Source organism: Shinella kummerowiae (assembly GCF_009827055.1).
Classification (GTDB): domain Bacteria; phylum Pseudomonadota; class Alphaproteobacteria; order Rhizobiales; family Rhizobiaceae; genus Shinella; species Shinella kummerowiae.
Window position 1 is genome coordinate 35,606 of the sequence record NZ_WUMK01000003.1, and the last position, 14,578, is coordinate 50,183.

Sequence of the window (14,578 nt, forward strand, 5' to 3'; positions counted from 1 at the left end):
TCAATCGATGTAGGTGAGCCCCTTGGCGGCAAGCGCCTCGCGCATCTTGTAGATATCGAGACCCAGTTCGCCCGCAGCGAGCCGCTCGCGCGTCTGCCGCTCCTTTTCCAGCCGTGCCATGGATGCCTGAAGCGCGGTTGCGGCCTTGGCCCTCGGCACGACCATCACACCGTCATCATCGGCGACGATGACGTCGCCGGGCGCGATGCTGGCGCCGGCACAGACGATCGGGATGTTGACGGAGCCGAGCGTCGCCTTGACGGTCCCCTGCGCGGAGATGAAACGCGACCAAACAGGAAAGCCCATCTCCTCGAGTTCCGCGACGTCGCGAACGCCCGCTTCGATCACCAGGCCACGCACGCCGCGCACCTTGAGCGATGTCGCTAGCAGTTCGCCGAAATAGCCGGCATCGCACAGCGAGGTGGGCGCGACGACGAGGATGTCGCCCTCCTGGCATTGCTCCACCGCCACGTGCAGCATCCAGTTGTCCGCCGGCGGGATCGACACCGTCACCGCCGTGCCAGCCACGCGGGCGCCGCGCCAGATCGGGCGCATATGCGATTGCAGCAGGCCGACGCGGCCCATGGCTTCATGTACGGTCGCCGTACCGCATTCCGCCAGCGCATCGACCATGTCGAGCGCCGGCCGCTCGATGGTGCGGTTCACGACGTTCATGCGAGTGCTCCATGGCCGAGCGTGCCGGTGACATGCGGGAAGACCGCTTCATACGCCTCGCCATAGGTCACCTTGTAGTCGGAATTGCGGGCTGCCTGTACGCCGCGTTGAAGGGCCACGCGGGTATAATATTCCCAAAGATGTTCCTGGCCTTCCATGCACTTGATGGCGGCGAGCTTCTTCTCCCAGACATCGGTGATATCGAGGAGGACATTGGGCTTCCAGTTGCACTGTTCTGGCTGATGCGGCTCGAAGAGATAGACCGGTGGCGCGCCAAGCACCGGCACGTCCGGCCGGTGGCCATGGGCCTGCGCGATAACGCGTGCATGCTGCGCGAACTCGGTCGCCATCGGGTGATCGAAATTGTAGGGATCCTGGCGGGAATGGGTGAGCATGAATTCCGGGCGGATCTCGCGATAGAGATCGACCAGCCGGTCAAAGGCGTGCGGCGTGATCTGCAGGGGGTAATCGCCGAGATCGTAGAACTGGATATCGTGGACGCCGAGCGCCCTCGCCGCGTTTTCCGCCTCGCGCTTGCGATCGGCCTTCACGGCTTCGAGCGTCATGCCGGGCTTGCGCCACAGCTTGGCGGATTCGCCGCGCTCGCCGAACGACAGGCATACGACGGTGACATTATAGCCCTGCTTTGCGTGCGCCGCGATCGCGCCGCCGGCCCTCCAGACGAAGTCGGCGGAATGGGCGCTGACGACGAGTCCGGTTTTCTGATGCATATCCATGCTCCTCCATTTTCGAGGAGCACACTCGCACCGATCGGGTTCCCGGTGCTAATACGAAAGCCGGCCTGTGTTATAGTTTTTTGTGAATCACACTGTGAGGCGAGAATGATCGCAACCAATCTCAATCTTCGTCACCTGCGCACCTTCATGCAGGTCTGCGAAACCGGCAGCCTCAATCGTGCGGCTGCGGAACTGAATGTTTCTCAGCCCTCCGTCTCGGTGGCGCTTGCCGGCATCGAGGCTCGCTTCGGCGCAAAACTGCTCGCCCGTTATGCCGCAGGAAGCCAGCCAACAACCGCCGGCGAAGTGCTTCTAACGCGGTTACGCCGCATGGAGGCGCAGCTAGCCTCAGCGCTCGAGCAGGCGCTTGGCGCAAGCTCGCAGCGCGACCCCGCGCTGATCTCCAAAACCCTCGCCCGCATCGGCTTTCGCCAGATCGAGGCACTGATCACGCTTGCCGGCGCCGGCTCGATCACCGATGCGGCCCGCGCCGACGGGAGTTCACCGGCAGCGCTCCACCGCACACTGCACGAATTGCAGGCCAATGTCGGCAAGGCGATCCTCGTTCGCAGCCCGAGCGGCGTGGCACCGAACACGGTCGGCCGCCGCCTCGCCATGCGCTGGCAAGTCGCCCTCACCGAGTTGGAACAGGCGGTCGACGAATTGAAGGAACTCGAAGGCCGCATGGAGGGGCGGATCAAGATCGCGAGCCTGCCGCTTGCCCGCACACTGCTTCTCGCACGCGCGCTCAATCCCCTTTTGGCCGCCCATCCGAATGCCCGCATTGAGGTGATGGACGGTTCCTATGAGCTTCTGTCGCAGCAGTTGCGCGTGGGAGCGAGCGACATACTGATCGGCGCGCTGCGCTCGGGAAGCGATCTGGCGGGGCTCAGGACGGAAGCGCTGTTCGACGATCCCTATGCGATCGTCGGCCGGGCGGCGCACCCGCTTGTTTCGCGCGACAAAGGCGCATCGCTCGATGACCTCGCACAGCAGGAGTGGGTGGCACAGCGGCCAGGCACCCCCATTCGCGCGGCCTTCGACGCGCTGTTCGAGAAATGCTCCGCTTCGCCGCGTGCCAGCATCGAGACCAGCTCGCTCGTCCTCACCCGCGCCATCATCCTGGAAAGTGACCGCCTGTCGATGCTCTCGCGCCGGCAGATCGCCATCGAGGAGCGCGAGGGCCTGCTGACCTCCATCCCCGTTGCGCAAGACGTGCACGAGCGCTTAGGCACCCGTACCATTGGCATCACCATGCGCGAAACCTGGCTGCCAAGCAGGCTGCAATCCATTTTCCTGGACCACATCCGCGCGGCGGCCGCGTAGAACGCTGACATACCCTCGTGGTCCGGCGACACTTTTTGAACGGATACGGACAGCCGTATCAAATCTCTATTGATCCAAAGACTGCTGCACCTCTCCGAAGGGATATATTTATTTCCCCTAATAATCTTGTTACCCACTCCATTGGTCGTTGCAGGCATTGCCAATATATTCGCCGTTGGATTTTCCTCCGAGGAATTGAACATGCTTGGGAAAACGTTGCTCGCATGTGCAATGCTCACGCTCGGCTCAGGATTTTCACACACCTTCGCCGCCTCACTGGCCGCAACGCAAGAGTTTCCCGCTGATGCCTGCCACGAGATTGCGGCTACCGGCACGCGCGCGTCAGGCGGTGCAAGTCACGGGGAAGCGGGGAAGTTTGCCCTTGTGATCGGTAATGCGGCCTATAGCGGGGGAATACCACCGCTTCGCAACCCGGCGAATGATGCCGCGGCCGTCACCGACGTCCTTCAGAAACTGAACTTTACGGTCTTTCTGGCCCTGGACGCGCGGGGAGCAACGATACGCGACTGCGTTGCCCGTATGCGGGCGGCGCTTTCGGGCGACGATATTGCGCTCGTCTATTATTCCGGCCATGGCATTCAGATCGACGACCGCAACTACATGGTCGCAACCGATGCCACGGCAAGCGGGGTACTTTCCGACGCCTTCGTTTACATCGATGAGATCATCGACGGCATGAAGGAAAAATCGGCATCGATCCTGGTCTTCCTGGACGCCTGCCGGAACAACCCCTTTGCGGGCGAAGGCAACCAGGGTTTGTCGGTATCGACCGGGCGTGGTCTCGATAGAGGATTGACCAAGGTCACGCCAGATACGTCCGGCGCGAGAAAGGAGGCACGCGGCATCTTCGTTGCTTACTCGACATCGCCGAATGCGACGGCCACGGATGGCGAGGGGGATCTCAGCCCCTTTACCGCTGCCTTTGTCAAAGCCGTAAAGACTCCCGGCTTCTCGGTACAACGTGCTCTCAGCGAGGTGTCTCGCAGTGTCGGCGAGGCGACGGACTGGTCCCAGACGCCATGGATAAAGTCGTCGCTCAGCGCCGAAATCCTGTTGAACGGCGTTCTGACGCGCGATGAGGCGCTTTCGGTTTCGCAAAATCATGCGGCGGCGTCGAAACGGCTTCTGGCTACCGGCGATGTCCAGGGTGCGATCGTCGAAGCCTTTCGCGGGCTGCCGCAACAAATAGACGAGACGACCGCAACACAATACCCGTCCGCCTATCAGGCGCTGACGGCTGCGGCGCGATCAAGCAGCATCGTTCTTCCCGTCCCAGCGAACAACATACATGTCGTCATCGTCAATGCAGACGGCAGCCGGGCCGTTGTCGCCTCCGTCGACCGTGAATATCGCGGAACAGGCAAAGGCACGCTGGAGATCTGGGATACTACGGCCAAGAAGGTGATCGGGACTCTGGGAGACGTGGGCACCGCAGTGCCCAGCGCAAAATTCTCTTCAGACGGATCGCGTGTGGCAGCCTATCTGGGTAAAGGGATCACAAAAGTCTCTGACGCCATTACAGGCCAGACCGTCGCGACGATCACACTCTCGGCAGACAATCTTGGCCCGGCCCATGGCGCCTTCAATCCTCCAATACTGGTGTTCAGCCAGGATGGATCGGTCCTTGTCACCACGCTCCAAAAGAAGGGTATGGCGCTGGTGCAGGGCTGGGACGTGGCGAGTGGTGCAAAGCGTTTCGAGTTTGACCTCGGCTCCAGGTGCAACGACCTGGTCAAGATAGCCGGCTGGGCCCTGGACAGGGGTTTTGCCGTGCTGAATGCTGACGGTGCATCCCTTTCCTTCGTTTGCACCAACAATTCCCCGAAAATAGGAAAGGCGATCGTCGTGGGCCAATGGTCCCTGTCGCAGAACAGTTTGATCGGATCCGGCGTTTTGCCCGTCGAAGACGAGATTTATCCGATGGGATTCGGCTTCAGTCCTGACGGGACGAGGATGACTGTCCAGGAACTCGACAATGGCGGATCGTACCAGATCATCGTCCTCGACACACAGACCGGGCAGAAGATCGGTAACGTCACCAAAGGGCTCTATTCGTCGTTCTCCCCGGAAGGCGACCTCTACTCGGTCGTTCATGAAGGGGGCGCGATGATTTTCTCTGCAAGGAATGGTGACCGCGTGAACGAGATTGCGGATTACGCCTATACCGTACCGGCCGCTTTTCGGAAATTTGGCGAGAAGTTTGCCGACTACATCCTCCTCGACAACGACATGTCTACGCTGACGCATGACGTGTGGTGGCGGCCACCGGGTGGTCTCACGGTCGCAGAGGCGGCAAGATCCAGGCTGATGGCGGGACAAGAGGCGGAAGCAAATGCCGGTGCACTGGCTTACAATGAAATTCCGTGAGGACGGGGGGAAGCGTTGATGTGCTTCGGCAGCAAAGATTGGTCGACCTTCGACAACCGAGAGATCCTGACCTGCGCGTCTATGACGTATGTCTTTTAGTGCGCTGAAACCACCGTGGCCAAGGCTGATCGGACACCGAGCGGTTTTCTCATGCGGCCGCGGCGACAGAGAAGCGGCTGCGGTATTCCCCCGGCGACAGGCCGAGAATGCGGTGGAACACCCGGCGGAAGGCGGCGGAATCCTCATAGCCCACCGCCCAGGCGATCTGGTCGACCGTGCGCCGGGTAAATTCCAAGAGTTCCCGCGCCTTGCCGATACGCAGGTGCTGTACATATTCGATCGGCTTCATGCCGGTCGCCGTCTTGAAGCGGCGCAGAAACGTGCGCTCCTCAAGCCGGGCTTGTCCCGCCATGTCCGCAATGCTGGTCGGCCGGCCGGCGCGTTCCTGAAGCCAATGCTGCACCTTCAGGATCGCTTCATCGCCATGCGTCAGGCGCGGTGAAAAATTGCTGTAGTGCCGCTGCTCGCGTCCCGCCGGGTCGATCAGCAGGAATTTTCCCGTTTCGATCGTCACGGAAGGGCCGAGCAGGCGGTCGACGATGCGCAGGCCGAGATCCGTCCAGGCCATCAAACCACCGGCGGTAATGATGTCGCCATCCTCGATGACGATCTTGTCCGGTTCCATGCGCACCTCGGGAAAGCGTTCACGAAAACGCTCGGCAAACAACCAGTGCGTTGTGGCGGGACGGCCGGAAAGCAGCCCGGTCGCCGCCAGAATGAAGGTCCCACCGCAGGTGGCGGCAAGCGTCGCGCCCTGGGCGTGGCGATCGAGCAGCCAGCGCGCATACGGTTTGGACTCTTCCGGATCGGCCGGCCCGGTCAAACGGCCGGGCACGATGAGGACATCCGGCTCGCCGGCGGCATCAGGATCGGTATCGTAGCAGCGCAGAAGCCGACCATCCGCGGCCGCTTGCCAATGGCTGACGCGCAGCACCGGCCCGCCGCGATCCTGCGAGAAGATCGAGGCGATGGCGAAAAGATCGGTGATGCCGTGCACCATCGCCACCTGGCAATCCCGATAGAGCATCAGTCCGACTTCCATTGTCCTTGCCGCCATTTTTGCTCTCCCCACGCTTTGTCAGTTTCGGCTCGGCTTCTGTCAAAAGCGCCCATCCAGTCGCGATGCACGCGAGAGTATCTCTAATCACACGGGACGCAATCAAGCCCCCCGATCAGAGGAGACGGAACAATGGCGACGATCATCACAAGGGACGGAACGCATATCTTCTACAAGGATTGGGGCCGGCAGGACGGCCAGACCATCATCTTCTCCCACGGCTGGCCGCTCAGCGCGGATGCCTGGGATGCGCAGATGGTGTTCTTCGCCAACCAGGGTTTTCGCACCATCGCCCATGACCGCCGCAGCCACGGCCGCTCCGACCAGGTCTGGCAGAACAACACGATGGACCAGTATGCCGACGACCTCGCCGAACTGATCGAACAGCTGGACCTCCACAATGTCATCCTCGTCGGCCATTCCACCGGCGGCGGCGAAGTCACCCGCTATATCGGCCGCCACGGCACCCGCCGCGTCGCCAAGATCGCCCTGATCGGCGCCGTGCCGCCGCTGATGCTGAAGACGGAGGCCAATCCGGGCGGCCTGCCGATCGACGCCTTCGACGGCATCCGCAAGGGTACCTATGACAATCGCAGCCAGTTCTTCAAGGATCTGACCATCCCCTTCTACGGTTATAATCGTGCGGGTGCGACGATTTCCGAAGGCATTCGCGAGGAGTTCTGGCGGCAGGGCATGATGGGCGGCCTCAAGGGCCAGCTCGACAGCATCCGCGCCTTCTCCGAAAGCGATTTCCACCAGGACCTGAAAGCCTTCGACAAGCCGACGCTGGTGCTGCACGGCGATGACGACCAGATCGTGCCGATCGGCGCCGCCGCGCTTTCCACCGTCAAGATCGTCAAGCATGCCGTGCTGAAGGTTTACGAAGGCGCCGACCACGGCCTGACGCAGACCCATCAGGATCGGTTCAACGCTGACCTTCTCGATTTCATCGACGCCTGAAAACCCAGACCGGCTGCGGCGCCGCAGGCCCCTGCCCGGCCCAACCCCTTGAAGGATATGGACATGAACACCGACACATTTCTCGTTACCGGCGCATCCGATGGCATCGGCGCCGTCTATGCCGACCGGCTCGCCCGCCGCGGCAACAATCTGGTGCTGGTCGCCCGCCGCGCCGAAAAGCTGGCGACGCTCGCCACGCGCTTGCAGAAGGACCATGGCGTCACCGTCGAGATCCTCCCCGCCGATCTGGGTGCTGCCGAGGGACTGGCGAAGGTCGAAGCGCGCTTGCGCGGCGATGCCACCATCACCGGCCTCGTCAACAATGCCGGCATTGCCGGGGAAGGCATGATCACAGAGCTCGATCCTGCCTATGTGACCGGCATGATCAACCTCAACATCCTCGCCGTCACCCGTCTTTCCGCCGCCATCGCCCCGCGCCTTGCCGCCGCAGGCCGCGGCACGATCATCAACATCACATCCGTCACGGCGTTGATGCCAGCCGCCTTCACCGCCGTCTATCCCGCCACGAAAGCCTTCGTGTTGGCCTTCACCGAGGCGCTGCACGCGCAGCTTTCAGCTTCAGGCGTCCGGGTGCAGGGTGTGCTGCCGGGCATTACCCGCACCGCGATCTGGGAGGACGAAAAGCTCGAAACCATACCCGCCGCCATGGTGATGGATGTCGAGGAAATGGTCGACGCGGCTTTGGCTGGACTCGATCTCGGTGAGGCGCTGACCGTGCCCTCCCTGCCGGAGACGGCCGATCTTGACACCTTCCTTGCTGCCCGCGACGCGTTGCGACCCAATCTATCTTTGGCCCATGCCGCCGCTCGCTACGGCCTGCGCAACAAGAATTGACGGGAGGCGATCGTGATCCTCGGGCTGACCATCTCCCAATTCACCATCCTGCATGTCGTGTTGAGCTTCATCGGTATCGCCGCCGGCCTCATCGCCCTGCCCGCTTTTGCAGCGGGGCGGTGGATGCCCCGCATGACAGCGCTGTTCCTCGCCACGACCACCGCGACCACGCTAACCGGCTTCCTCTTCCCGATCAGCGCCTTCACCCCGGCGCTCGGCGTCGGCATCATCTCGGCCGCCATCCTGGCGGTCGCCCTAGTGTCGCTGTACCGCTACGGCCTCAAAGGCCGGGCACGCCCGCTTTATGCGATCAGCGCAACGATCGGGCTTTACCTCAACCTTTTCGTGCTGATCGTGCAGGCTTTCCTGAAGGTTCCCGCGCTGAACGATCTGGCACCGAACGGCAGCGAGCCGCCGTTCCTCGCAGCCCAAGGCGTTCTATTGGTCGCTGCTATCCTGCTTGGACGACAAGCTTTGCGTGCCGGCGCACGACGAGTTCAAGGAGGTCCGGCTTTGTAATTGCCTGAAGGGCTACGGCGCTCGCTCCGGGGTGGCGCCAACCGTCTTGGCGGACCTCGCGAACAGGTTGGCCGATATCTGCGCCAATCCGCCGGGAAAGAAGCGCAGGACCAGGATGATGCCGACGGCGAGCAGCATATGTTTGGTCGCCTTGAGATCGGGGAATTGTTCGAGATATTCGCTGATCATGACGATCCCGACCGCCGCGACCGCGGGGCCGACGATGCTGCCGGCGCCTCCCACCAGAAGCATTGTGAGGATCAGCGTCGAGGTACTGAAGGAGAAGACTTCGGGTGCCGCGACGCGGAAGTAGATGCAGTAGAGCGCTCCGGCGATCCCGGTCGGAATGGCGCTGATGACGAGCATCGTCAGCCGGATGCGCATCTGGTCGATCCCGCGCGCGGCGGCGTATTCCGGGTTGTCGCGCACGGCCCGCGCCGTCTTGCCAAGAGGCGACCGCGCAATCGCGACAAGGGCAGCGATGCAGGCAAGGGAAAGGACAAGGGAGACATAGTAGTAGCCGAGGCGCTGATCGCGGGCGAAGTTGTAGTCGCTGATCCGAAGGCTCGGCACGCGCACGATACCGCCGGCGCCGCCGGTAAGATCGCCCTGGCTCATCACGACCTGCAGACAAAGCTGCGAGAAGGCGAAGGTGACGAGCACGACATAAATGCCGCGCAACCGCAGCGTTGGCGCTGCCACGACAAACGCAGCCAACGCGGCGACGATACCGGCGATTGGAATGACCAGCCACGGATCGACGCCGGCCTGCGTGGTCAGGATACCGGCGGTATAGACGCCGAGCCCGAAGAAGGCGATATGGCCAAAGTTGAAGAGGCCGGTGAGGCCGAGCGTCAGGTCCCAGCTGGCGGCGACGATCGCAAACAGAAAGGCGAGGATGAACAGGTGCCGGATATACGGCCCTTGCAGGACGAGCGGCAGTAGCAGCAGCAATAGGAGGGCTGCAGCGATGGCGAGCGGTCGGTTGATCATATCCACCTCATAGCGACGACGGGTTTTTGGCACCGAACAGGCCTTGCGGCCTGAACAGCAGGACCAGAACCATCAGCAGGAACAGCATGGACGGCGTCCAGTAGATACCGACCGTGAAAATGAGGATCGCTTCGAGGAAACCGATGACATAGGCCGCTCCGATCGAGCCGCCAATGGAACCCAGTCCGCCGAAGATCACAACGATCAAGGCCTTCATGAGCGGGTCGGCGCCCATGGTCGGCGTCATCAACCGCACGCCGGCGAGCAACATGCCGGCGAGGCCGGCCAGTGCTGCCGCCAGGCCGAAGGAGACGAGAAACATCCGCGTGACCGGAATGCCGATCAGTTGCGCGGATTTCTGGTTTTGCCCGACCGCCCGGATTGCCCGGCCGATCTGGGTATGGTTGAGCACGAGGAACAGCGCGAGGAGGATGACCGGCGCGACAAGCACGATGATCAGCTCCTGCCGGGAGATGTTCACGAGCCCGTAGGAGATGTTGCCCGGGATCAGCGGCTCGAGCTGTTTCAGCCGCGGGCCCCAGATGGTCAACACGCCGTTTTCCAGGAACGTCAGGCCCGCAAGCGTGGTCATGATGGTGACGAGCACCATGTCGTCGCGACCATAGAAGGGACGGATCAGCAGATACTCGAACGCCGCACCCACGGCGGCCATGACGACGAGCGCGAGGAGGATCGAATATCCCACCCACAGGTCGGGACCCAGGCGCTGGGCGATTTCGTAGGCGACATAGGCCCCGACGGTCATCGAGACGCCATGGGCGAAGTTGAAGATGCCGAGTGTCGTCCAGACCATCGACAACCCGCTCGCCATCAAAGCGTAGAGGGAGCCGAGCACGAGGCCGCTGACGAGGATGGAGACGATGATATCAGCCATGTCAGTGCCCCGTCATCCCAAAATACTCCTTCATGACATCGGCATGGCCGAAGCTGTCGCTGCCGACCTCGATTGTGCGGGCGACAACGCCGTGGTTGACGAGGTAGAGCCGTGACGTGAGCCGCAGCAGGAAATCGATATCCTGCTCGACCACGAGAAGCGGCATGCCACCCTCGGCAATGCGTGCGATCGCCGCTGCAAGTTCGTCTTTCAACCGCGGAGAAAGGCCGAGTGTGGGCTCGTCCAGAATGAGCAGGCGCGGGCAGGCCATCAGCCCGACGGCTAGGTTCAGCATCTGCCGCTCGCCGCCCGAAAGCGTGCCACATTTCTGCCGGCGACGCTCCGCCAACCGCGGGAAAAGCGCTTCCACCATGTCGAGGTTCTGCCGCATGCGGGCTCTCGCCCGACGGGGATAGGCGCCAAGTGCGAGAACCTCGCCGACCATCATGTCGGAAAACAGCCGATTGCCCTGGGACACATGGATCAGACCGATCTCAACGATGTCGCGCGGCGAGCGCCCGGTTATGTCGCGCCCGTCGAAGGAAACCTTGCCGGACGCCGGTTTGATCAATCCGCTGATCGTCTCGAAAAGCGTCGTCTTGCCATGCCCGTTGGGACCAAAGAGACCGATGTTCTCGTCCTCACCCATCGTGAACGACAGGCCGTTCAGGACCTGATGGTCGCCATATCCCGCCGTCAGGCCTTCGACTTCAAGAAGCGTGTGCATGGCTTGCCTGCCCTCCGAGATAGGCGCTTATGACGCGCTCGTCGCGAACGACTGCCTGTGGATCGCCCTGGCTCAGGATGCGTCCTTCGTTGAGCACGATCAGCCGCTGTGCCACGGCCATGAGCAAGGGCAGCACATGTTCGATGACCACGATCGTCAAGCCGCTGGCATTGAGTTCGAGCAACAGGTCGCGCAGCGCGTCGATCTCCGGCTTGGTGAGACCGGAGGCCGGTTCGTCGAGCATCAGCAGATGCGGCGAGGAGACGAGCGCGCTGGCGATCATCAGACGCTTTCTATCGAAAACTGAAAGGTCGCCGGCCGTAAGGTGGATGCGTTCGAGCGCGAAGCCGACTTTATCGAGCGCCGCAGAAGCAAGGTCGCGCTTTTGCGAGGCCGATATCGGGCCGCAGCACCATGTACCCATCATGACATTCTCGAATGCGGAAAGCGTTTTGAAATCGCTGTCCTTCTGGAACGTGCGCACAAGGCCGAGGCGAGCGATCTCGAAAGGCTTCAGCCGCCCGACCGACTGGCCGCGAAAGTGGATTTCGCCTGCGTCGCGACCGAAAGGAATTCCTGTCAAGATATTGAAAAGCGTGCTCTTGCCGCTACCGTTCGGGCCGGCAATACCGAGCACTTCGCCCTCACGGACGTCGAACGTGACGTCGTTCACCGCCACGAAGGCGCCAAAGCGCTTGGTGACGTGGCCGACATCGAGAAGAATTGCCGCCATCTGGTTCTCCTGGCTGACTTTCGCCCGACCGGGTCGTCCGGCGGCCGCGCTCGCGGCCGCCGGCAACCTCACTTCTTCAGCCATGGTGCCGTCTGGAGTTCGCCGTCCGCCCAGCGTGCGGGAGACAGGAGCACGCGCTTGCCATCCCATACCTGGAAGATCTGCAGCGGCATAAAATCGTCTCCGGCGACAGTCAGGTGCGTCTTGGGGTCGAACGAAACGATGCCGAGCGCAGTGACCCGGTCCTTGACCTCGCCGATCGCCTTGGCGACCGCGAGCCGATCCGTCGGATCAACGCCGGCGGCAAGAATGTCGCGGTAGATGTAGACCATTTCGTAGAGCGCCTGCGCATAGGTGCTGGCGTCGATGCCATAGCGCGCCTTGTAGGCCTTGTTTGTCGCCGCCGCGCGCTCGTTCGGAAGCACGCCGACCATCGTGGAGGTGATGATGCCGGTCGCCTTCTCCTTGGTCAGTTCCAGATATTCGGGCACCGTCGGGGCATACTGGATGAAGACCAGCGACTGTGTCGGGTTCTCCAGGAACTGGCTGGTAAAGGTCGCCGCGTTGCCGGGCAGGTAGTCTGTGTTGACGATGACAGCCGGCGGGTCCTGCCTGGTCTTGCTGAGGAAGGCCCGCCAGTCGTTGATTTCTCCGAAGGGCACGACTTCCGTTGCCGTGATTTCCCAGCCGCGCGCCTTGGCATCTTCCATCATGCCTTCATAGATCGACTTGGAATAGGGGTTGTCGGAGGTGATGAAGGCGATCTTCTTGTTGGCAAGCGTCAGCTTCTTCTCGCTCTGCCAACGCTCGATGACGGGCATGATGCCGGTTTCATAGAGATCGTAGGACGGCGCGAAGGACCAGATCGTCGGGAAATCATCCGGCGCCTCTGCCACGATCTCGGCGGTCTGTGCCGAGTTCCCGGCAAGGAAATAGGGCATTCCGGCCTCGGCCATCGCTTCAATCTCGAAGTTGGAAGCACTGGCATAACCGGTCATGACCATGTTGACGCCTTCGTCGCTCAGCAGGCGCTCGACGGCGCTGGTGACAGCGGCAGGGCCGAGGTCGCGCGTGTCGGCGACGGCGATTTCAAGCTTGTAGCCGTTGACGCCACCGGCCGCGTTGATCTCTTCCACCGCAAGTGTTGCACCTTGCTGCGTGTCCTGCCCGTCTGCCGCAGCACCGCCGGAAATCGGTGCCAATATACCGATCCTGGCGATCTTTTCCTGCGCCAGTGCAGGCATGGCAGCCAGCGCGGCGGATGACAGCGCCATCGTCAGCATGAATCTTCTCGTGATGTGTCGCATGCGTTCGGTTCCCTTGTTTTTGGCTATTTCGTTCCGCAAAAATCGATCGTCGCGGCCGCAATGACTTTCGTGGCTTCCACGAGGGATTCGATCGTGACGAATTCGTCGAAGCCATGCAGGCCGTCACCGGTCGGTCCATAGATGACGCCCGCGGCGCCCGCACCGGCATAGTGTGCGGCGTCACAAACAGCCTCGAAGCCGCGGATCCGGAAGGGCTTGCCCAATGATGTCTTGTGCCTTGCCAGCGAGGCGACGATCGGATGATCGACCGGCGTGTCCATCGGCGGGAAGTAGAGATCGGCGAGATACCAGTCGATCGCGATCGGATTGTCGCGCAGCCAGCGATCCTGCTGGCAGAAGTGATGGATGAAGGCCTCGAATTCCGCCCTCACCTGCTCGGGAGCCTCGTTCGGCAGGAACTTAAAATCGAGGTCGAGGACAGCGACATCGGGAATGATTGCCGGGTTGCCCATCACCATAGGCAGCCCATCCGGACCAAGGCCTGCGCCGGCGCGCAGCACGCCCGGATTGATCGTGTTCAGCCCCGGCGGCACGAGCGGATGATGGGTCGTGCGGCAGCGCATGCTTTCATAGTCGCGCAAGGCATTCAGGAAGCGGGCGGCGAGTTCGACGGCGTTGACCCCCGGCTGGATCCGGCCCGGTGAATCCGGCTGGGGCCAGACCTCATTGAAGCGCCAGCCGGCATGGCCCTGCCGGCCCTTGATGGTGAGGCGCACCCAGTGCAGGCCTCCCTCGCATGGCAGGATATCGCCCCAGGTCGGCTCGGCAACCAGCACCGATTTGGCAAGCTTGCCTTTGGCAACCGCATCCATCGCGCCGAAGCCGCCGGCCTCCTCGTCAACCACGGCATGGATCGACAGTCGGCCATCGAGCGTCAGGCCCGCCTTGCGGATCGCCGCATAGGCTGCAACGCAAGCGGCAACGCCACCTTTCATGTCCAGCGCACCGCGTCCGTAAATTTTTCCGTCCTTGATTTCGCCGCCGAACGGATCGACCGTCCACTTGCTCTCATCGCTGATCGGCACGGTGTCGACGTGACCGCAGAGGATCAGGCTCTTCTCCTCGTTTCCGGCAAGCGTACCGACGAGATTGGGACGGTCTGGAAACACATCCCACTGCTCGCAGGAAAAGCCCAGATCTTCGAGCTCCGCCTGCAGACGCTTCTGGACGTCGGGCTCGCGGTTTTGCGCGGCATCCTGGAAGAATTTCGGATTGACGGACGGGATTCGCACCAAATCCTGCGTCAAACCGACGACATGACCGCTATCCGCATCGATGATGTCCCAAACCACCTTGATCGCATCCTGCTTGTCCATGAAATACCC

The 14,578-nt window shown here is 62.1% G+C and carries 14 protein-coding genes; 5 read left to right on the forward strand and 9 right to left on the reverse strand.

What is annotated here, in order from left to right; genetic code table 11:
- The gene (locus GR138_RS08030) at positions 1-675 is read right to left on the reverse strand and encodes a 4-carboxy-4-hydroxy-2-oxoadipate aldolase/oxaloacetate decarboxylase (RefSeq protein ID WP_160858174.1); all 675 of its coding nucleotides are present in this window, start codon (positions 673-675) and stop codon (positions 1-3) included.
- Positions 672-1,406: a PIG-L deacetylase family protein gene (locus GR138_RS08035; RefSeq protein ID WP_160858176.1), complete on the reverse strand. Its 735-nt coding sequence runs from the start codon at positions 1,404-1,406 to the stop codon at positions 672-674. Before GR138_RS08035 ends, GR138_RS08030 begins: the two co-directional genes overlap by 4 nt.
- 111 nt (positions 1,407-1,517) lie before the next feature.
- Between GR138_RS08035 and GR138_RS08040 the strand changes: the two genes are divergently transcribed.
- Together GR138_RS08040 and GR138_RS08045 are read left to right on the forward strand one after the other, a co-directional pair.
- On the forward strand, positions 1,518-2,738 hold the full coding sequence (locus GR138_RS08040; RefSeq protein ID WP_160858178.1) for a LysR family transcriptional regulator: 1,221 nt from the start codon (positions 1,518-1,520) through the stop codon (positions 2,736-2,738).
- 201 nt (positions 2,739-2,939) lie between these two features.
- Complete coding sequence (locus GR138_RS08045) at positions 2,940-5,126, forward strand: caspase family protein (protein ID WP_160858180.1); 2,187 nt, start codon at positions 2,940-2,942, stop codon at positions 5,124-5,126.
- A 148-nt stretch (positions 5,127-5,274) separates the two neighbouring features.
- On the opposite strand, the gene GR138_RS08050 is transcribed toward GR138_RS08045, so the two are convergent.
- Positions 5,275-6,243, reverse strand: a complete 969-nt coding sequence (locus GR138_RS08050) for a GlxA family transcriptional regulator (protein ID WP_160858182.1) — start codon at positions 6,241-6,243, stop codon at positions 5,275-5,277.
- A gap of 132 nt (positions 6,244-6,375) precedes the next feature.
- Between GR138_RS08050 and GR138_RS08055 the strand changes: the two genes are divergently transcribed.
- From GR138_RS08055 to GR138_RS08065, 3 genes are all read left to right on the forward strand, one after another.
- Positions 6,376-7,203 carry an alpha/beta fold hydrolase gene (locus tag GR138_RS08055; RefSeq protein WP_160858184.1) on the forward strand — a complete coding sequence of 276 codons (828 nt, stop codon included), beginning with the start codon at positions 6,376-6,378 and terminating at the stop codon, positions 7,201-7,203.
- 63 nt (positions 7,204-7,266) lie between these two features.
- On the forward strand, positions 7,267-8,058 hold the full coding sequence (locus GR138_RS08060) for an SDR family NAD(P)-dependent oxidoreductase (protein WP_160858186.1): 792 nt from the start codon (positions 7,267-7,269) through the stop codon (positions 8,056-8,058).
- A gap of 12 nt (positions 8,059-8,070) precedes the next feature.
- A complete protein-coding gene (locus GR138_RS08065; protein ID WP_160858188.1) occupies positions 8,071-8,577 on the forward strand; it encodes a hypothetical protein in 507 nt (168 codons plus the stop codon).
- 12 nt (positions 8,578-8,589) lie between these two features.
- Here the strand turns inward: GR138_RS08065 and GR138_RS08070 are convergent, their stop codons facing one another.
- The 6 genes from GR138_RS08070 to GR138_RS08095 form a co-directional block, all read right to left on the reverse strand.
- Positions 8,590-9,570, reverse strand: coding sequence for a branched-chain amino acid ABC transporter permease (locus tag GR138_RS08070; RefSeq protein WP_160858190.1), 981 nt, complete (start codon positions 9,568-9,570; stop codon positions 8,590-8,592).
- Positions 9,571-9,577: 7 nt separating this feature from the next.
- On the reverse strand, positions 9,578-10,465 hold the full coding sequence (locus GR138_RS08075; RefSeq protein WP_160858192.1) for a branched-chain amino acid ABC transporter permease: 888 nt from the start codon (positions 10,463-10,465) through the stop codon (positions 9,578-9,580).
- Position 10,466: 1 nt separating this feature from the next.
- Positions 10,467-11,192: an ABC transporter ATP-binding protein gene (locus GR138_RS08080; RefSeq protein ID WP_160858194.1), complete on the reverse strand. Its 726-nt coding sequence runs from the start codon at positions 11,190-11,192 to the stop codon at positions 10,467-10,469.
- On the reverse strand, positions 11,176-11,925 hold the full coding sequence (locus GR138_RS08085; RefSeq protein WP_160858196.1) for an ABC transporter ATP-binding protein: 750 nt from the start codon (positions 11,923-11,925) through the stop codon (positions 11,176-11,178). The genes GR138_RS08080 and GR138_RS08085 overlap by 17 nt, the downstream gene beginning before the upstream one ends.
- Before the next feature lie 68 nt (positions 11,926-11,993).
- Entirely contained in the window at positions 11,994-13,208 is a 1,215-nt protein-coding gene (locus tag GR138_RS08090) for an ABC transporter substrate-binding protein (protein WP_246200334.1), read from the reverse strand.
- A 47-nt stretch (positions 13,209-13,255) separates the two neighbouring features.
- Complete coding sequence (locus GR138_RS08095; protein ID WP_160858200.1) at positions 13,256-14,569, reverse strand: M20 family metallopeptidase; 1,314 nt, start codon at positions 14,567-14,569, stop codon at positions 13,256-13,258.
- Positions 14,570-14,578: the final 9 nt, after the last annotated feature.

Bases quoted from the DNA above. Each gene is read 5' to 3' on its own strand.
- GR138_RS08030 (WP_160858174.1), bottom strand. From the start codon at position 675: ATGAACGTCGTGAACCGCACCATCGAGCGGCCGGCGCTCGACATGGTC.
- GR138_RS08035 (WP_160858176.1), bottom strand. From the start codon at position 1,406: ATGCATCAGAAAACCGGACTCGTCGTCAGCGCCCATTCCGCCGACTTC.
- GR138_RS08040 (WP_160858178.1), top strand. From the start codon at position 1,518: ATGATCGCAACCAATCTCAATCTTCGTCACCTGCGCACCTTCATGCAG.
- GR138_RS08045 (WP_160858180.1), top strand. From the start codon at position 2,940: ATGCTTGGGAAAACGTTGCTCGCATGTGCAATGCTCACGCTCGGCTCA.
- GR138_RS08050 (WP_160858182.1), bottom strand. From the start codon at position 6,243: ATGGCGGCAAGGACAATGGAAGTCGGACTGATGCTCTATCGGGATTGC.
- GR138_RS08055 (WP_160858184.1), top strand. From the start codon at position 6,376: ATGGCGACGATCATCACAAGGGACGGAACGCATATCTTCTACAAGGAT.
- GR138_RS08060 (WP_160858186.1), top strand. From the start codon at position 7,267: ATGAACACCGACACATTTCTCGTTACCGGCGCATCCGATGGCATCGGC.
- GR138_RS08070 (WP_160858190.1), bottom strand. From the start codon at position 9,570: ATGATCAACCGACCGCTCGCCATCGCTGCAGCCCTCCTATTGCTGCTG.
- GR138_RS08075 (WP_160858192.1), bottom strand. From the start codon at position 10,465: ATGGCTGATATCATCGTCTCCATCCTCGTCAGCGGCCTCGTGCTCGGC.
- GR138_RS08080 (WP_160858194.1), bottom strand. From the start codon at position 11,192: ATGCACACGCTTCTTGAAGTCGAAGGCCTGACGGCGGGATATGGCGAC.
- GR138_RS08085 (WP_160858196.1), bottom strand. From the start codon at position 11,925: ATGGCGGCAATTCTTCTCGATGTCGGCCACGTCACCAAGCGCTTTGGC.
- GR138_RS08090 (WP_246200334.1), bottom strand. From the start codon at position 13,208: ATGCTGACGATGGCGCTGTCATCCGCCGCGCTGGCTGCCATGCCTGCA.
- GR138_RS08095 (WP_160858200.1), bottom strand. From the start codon at position 14,569: ATGGACAAGCAGGATGCGATCAAGGTGGTTTGGGACATCATCGATGCG.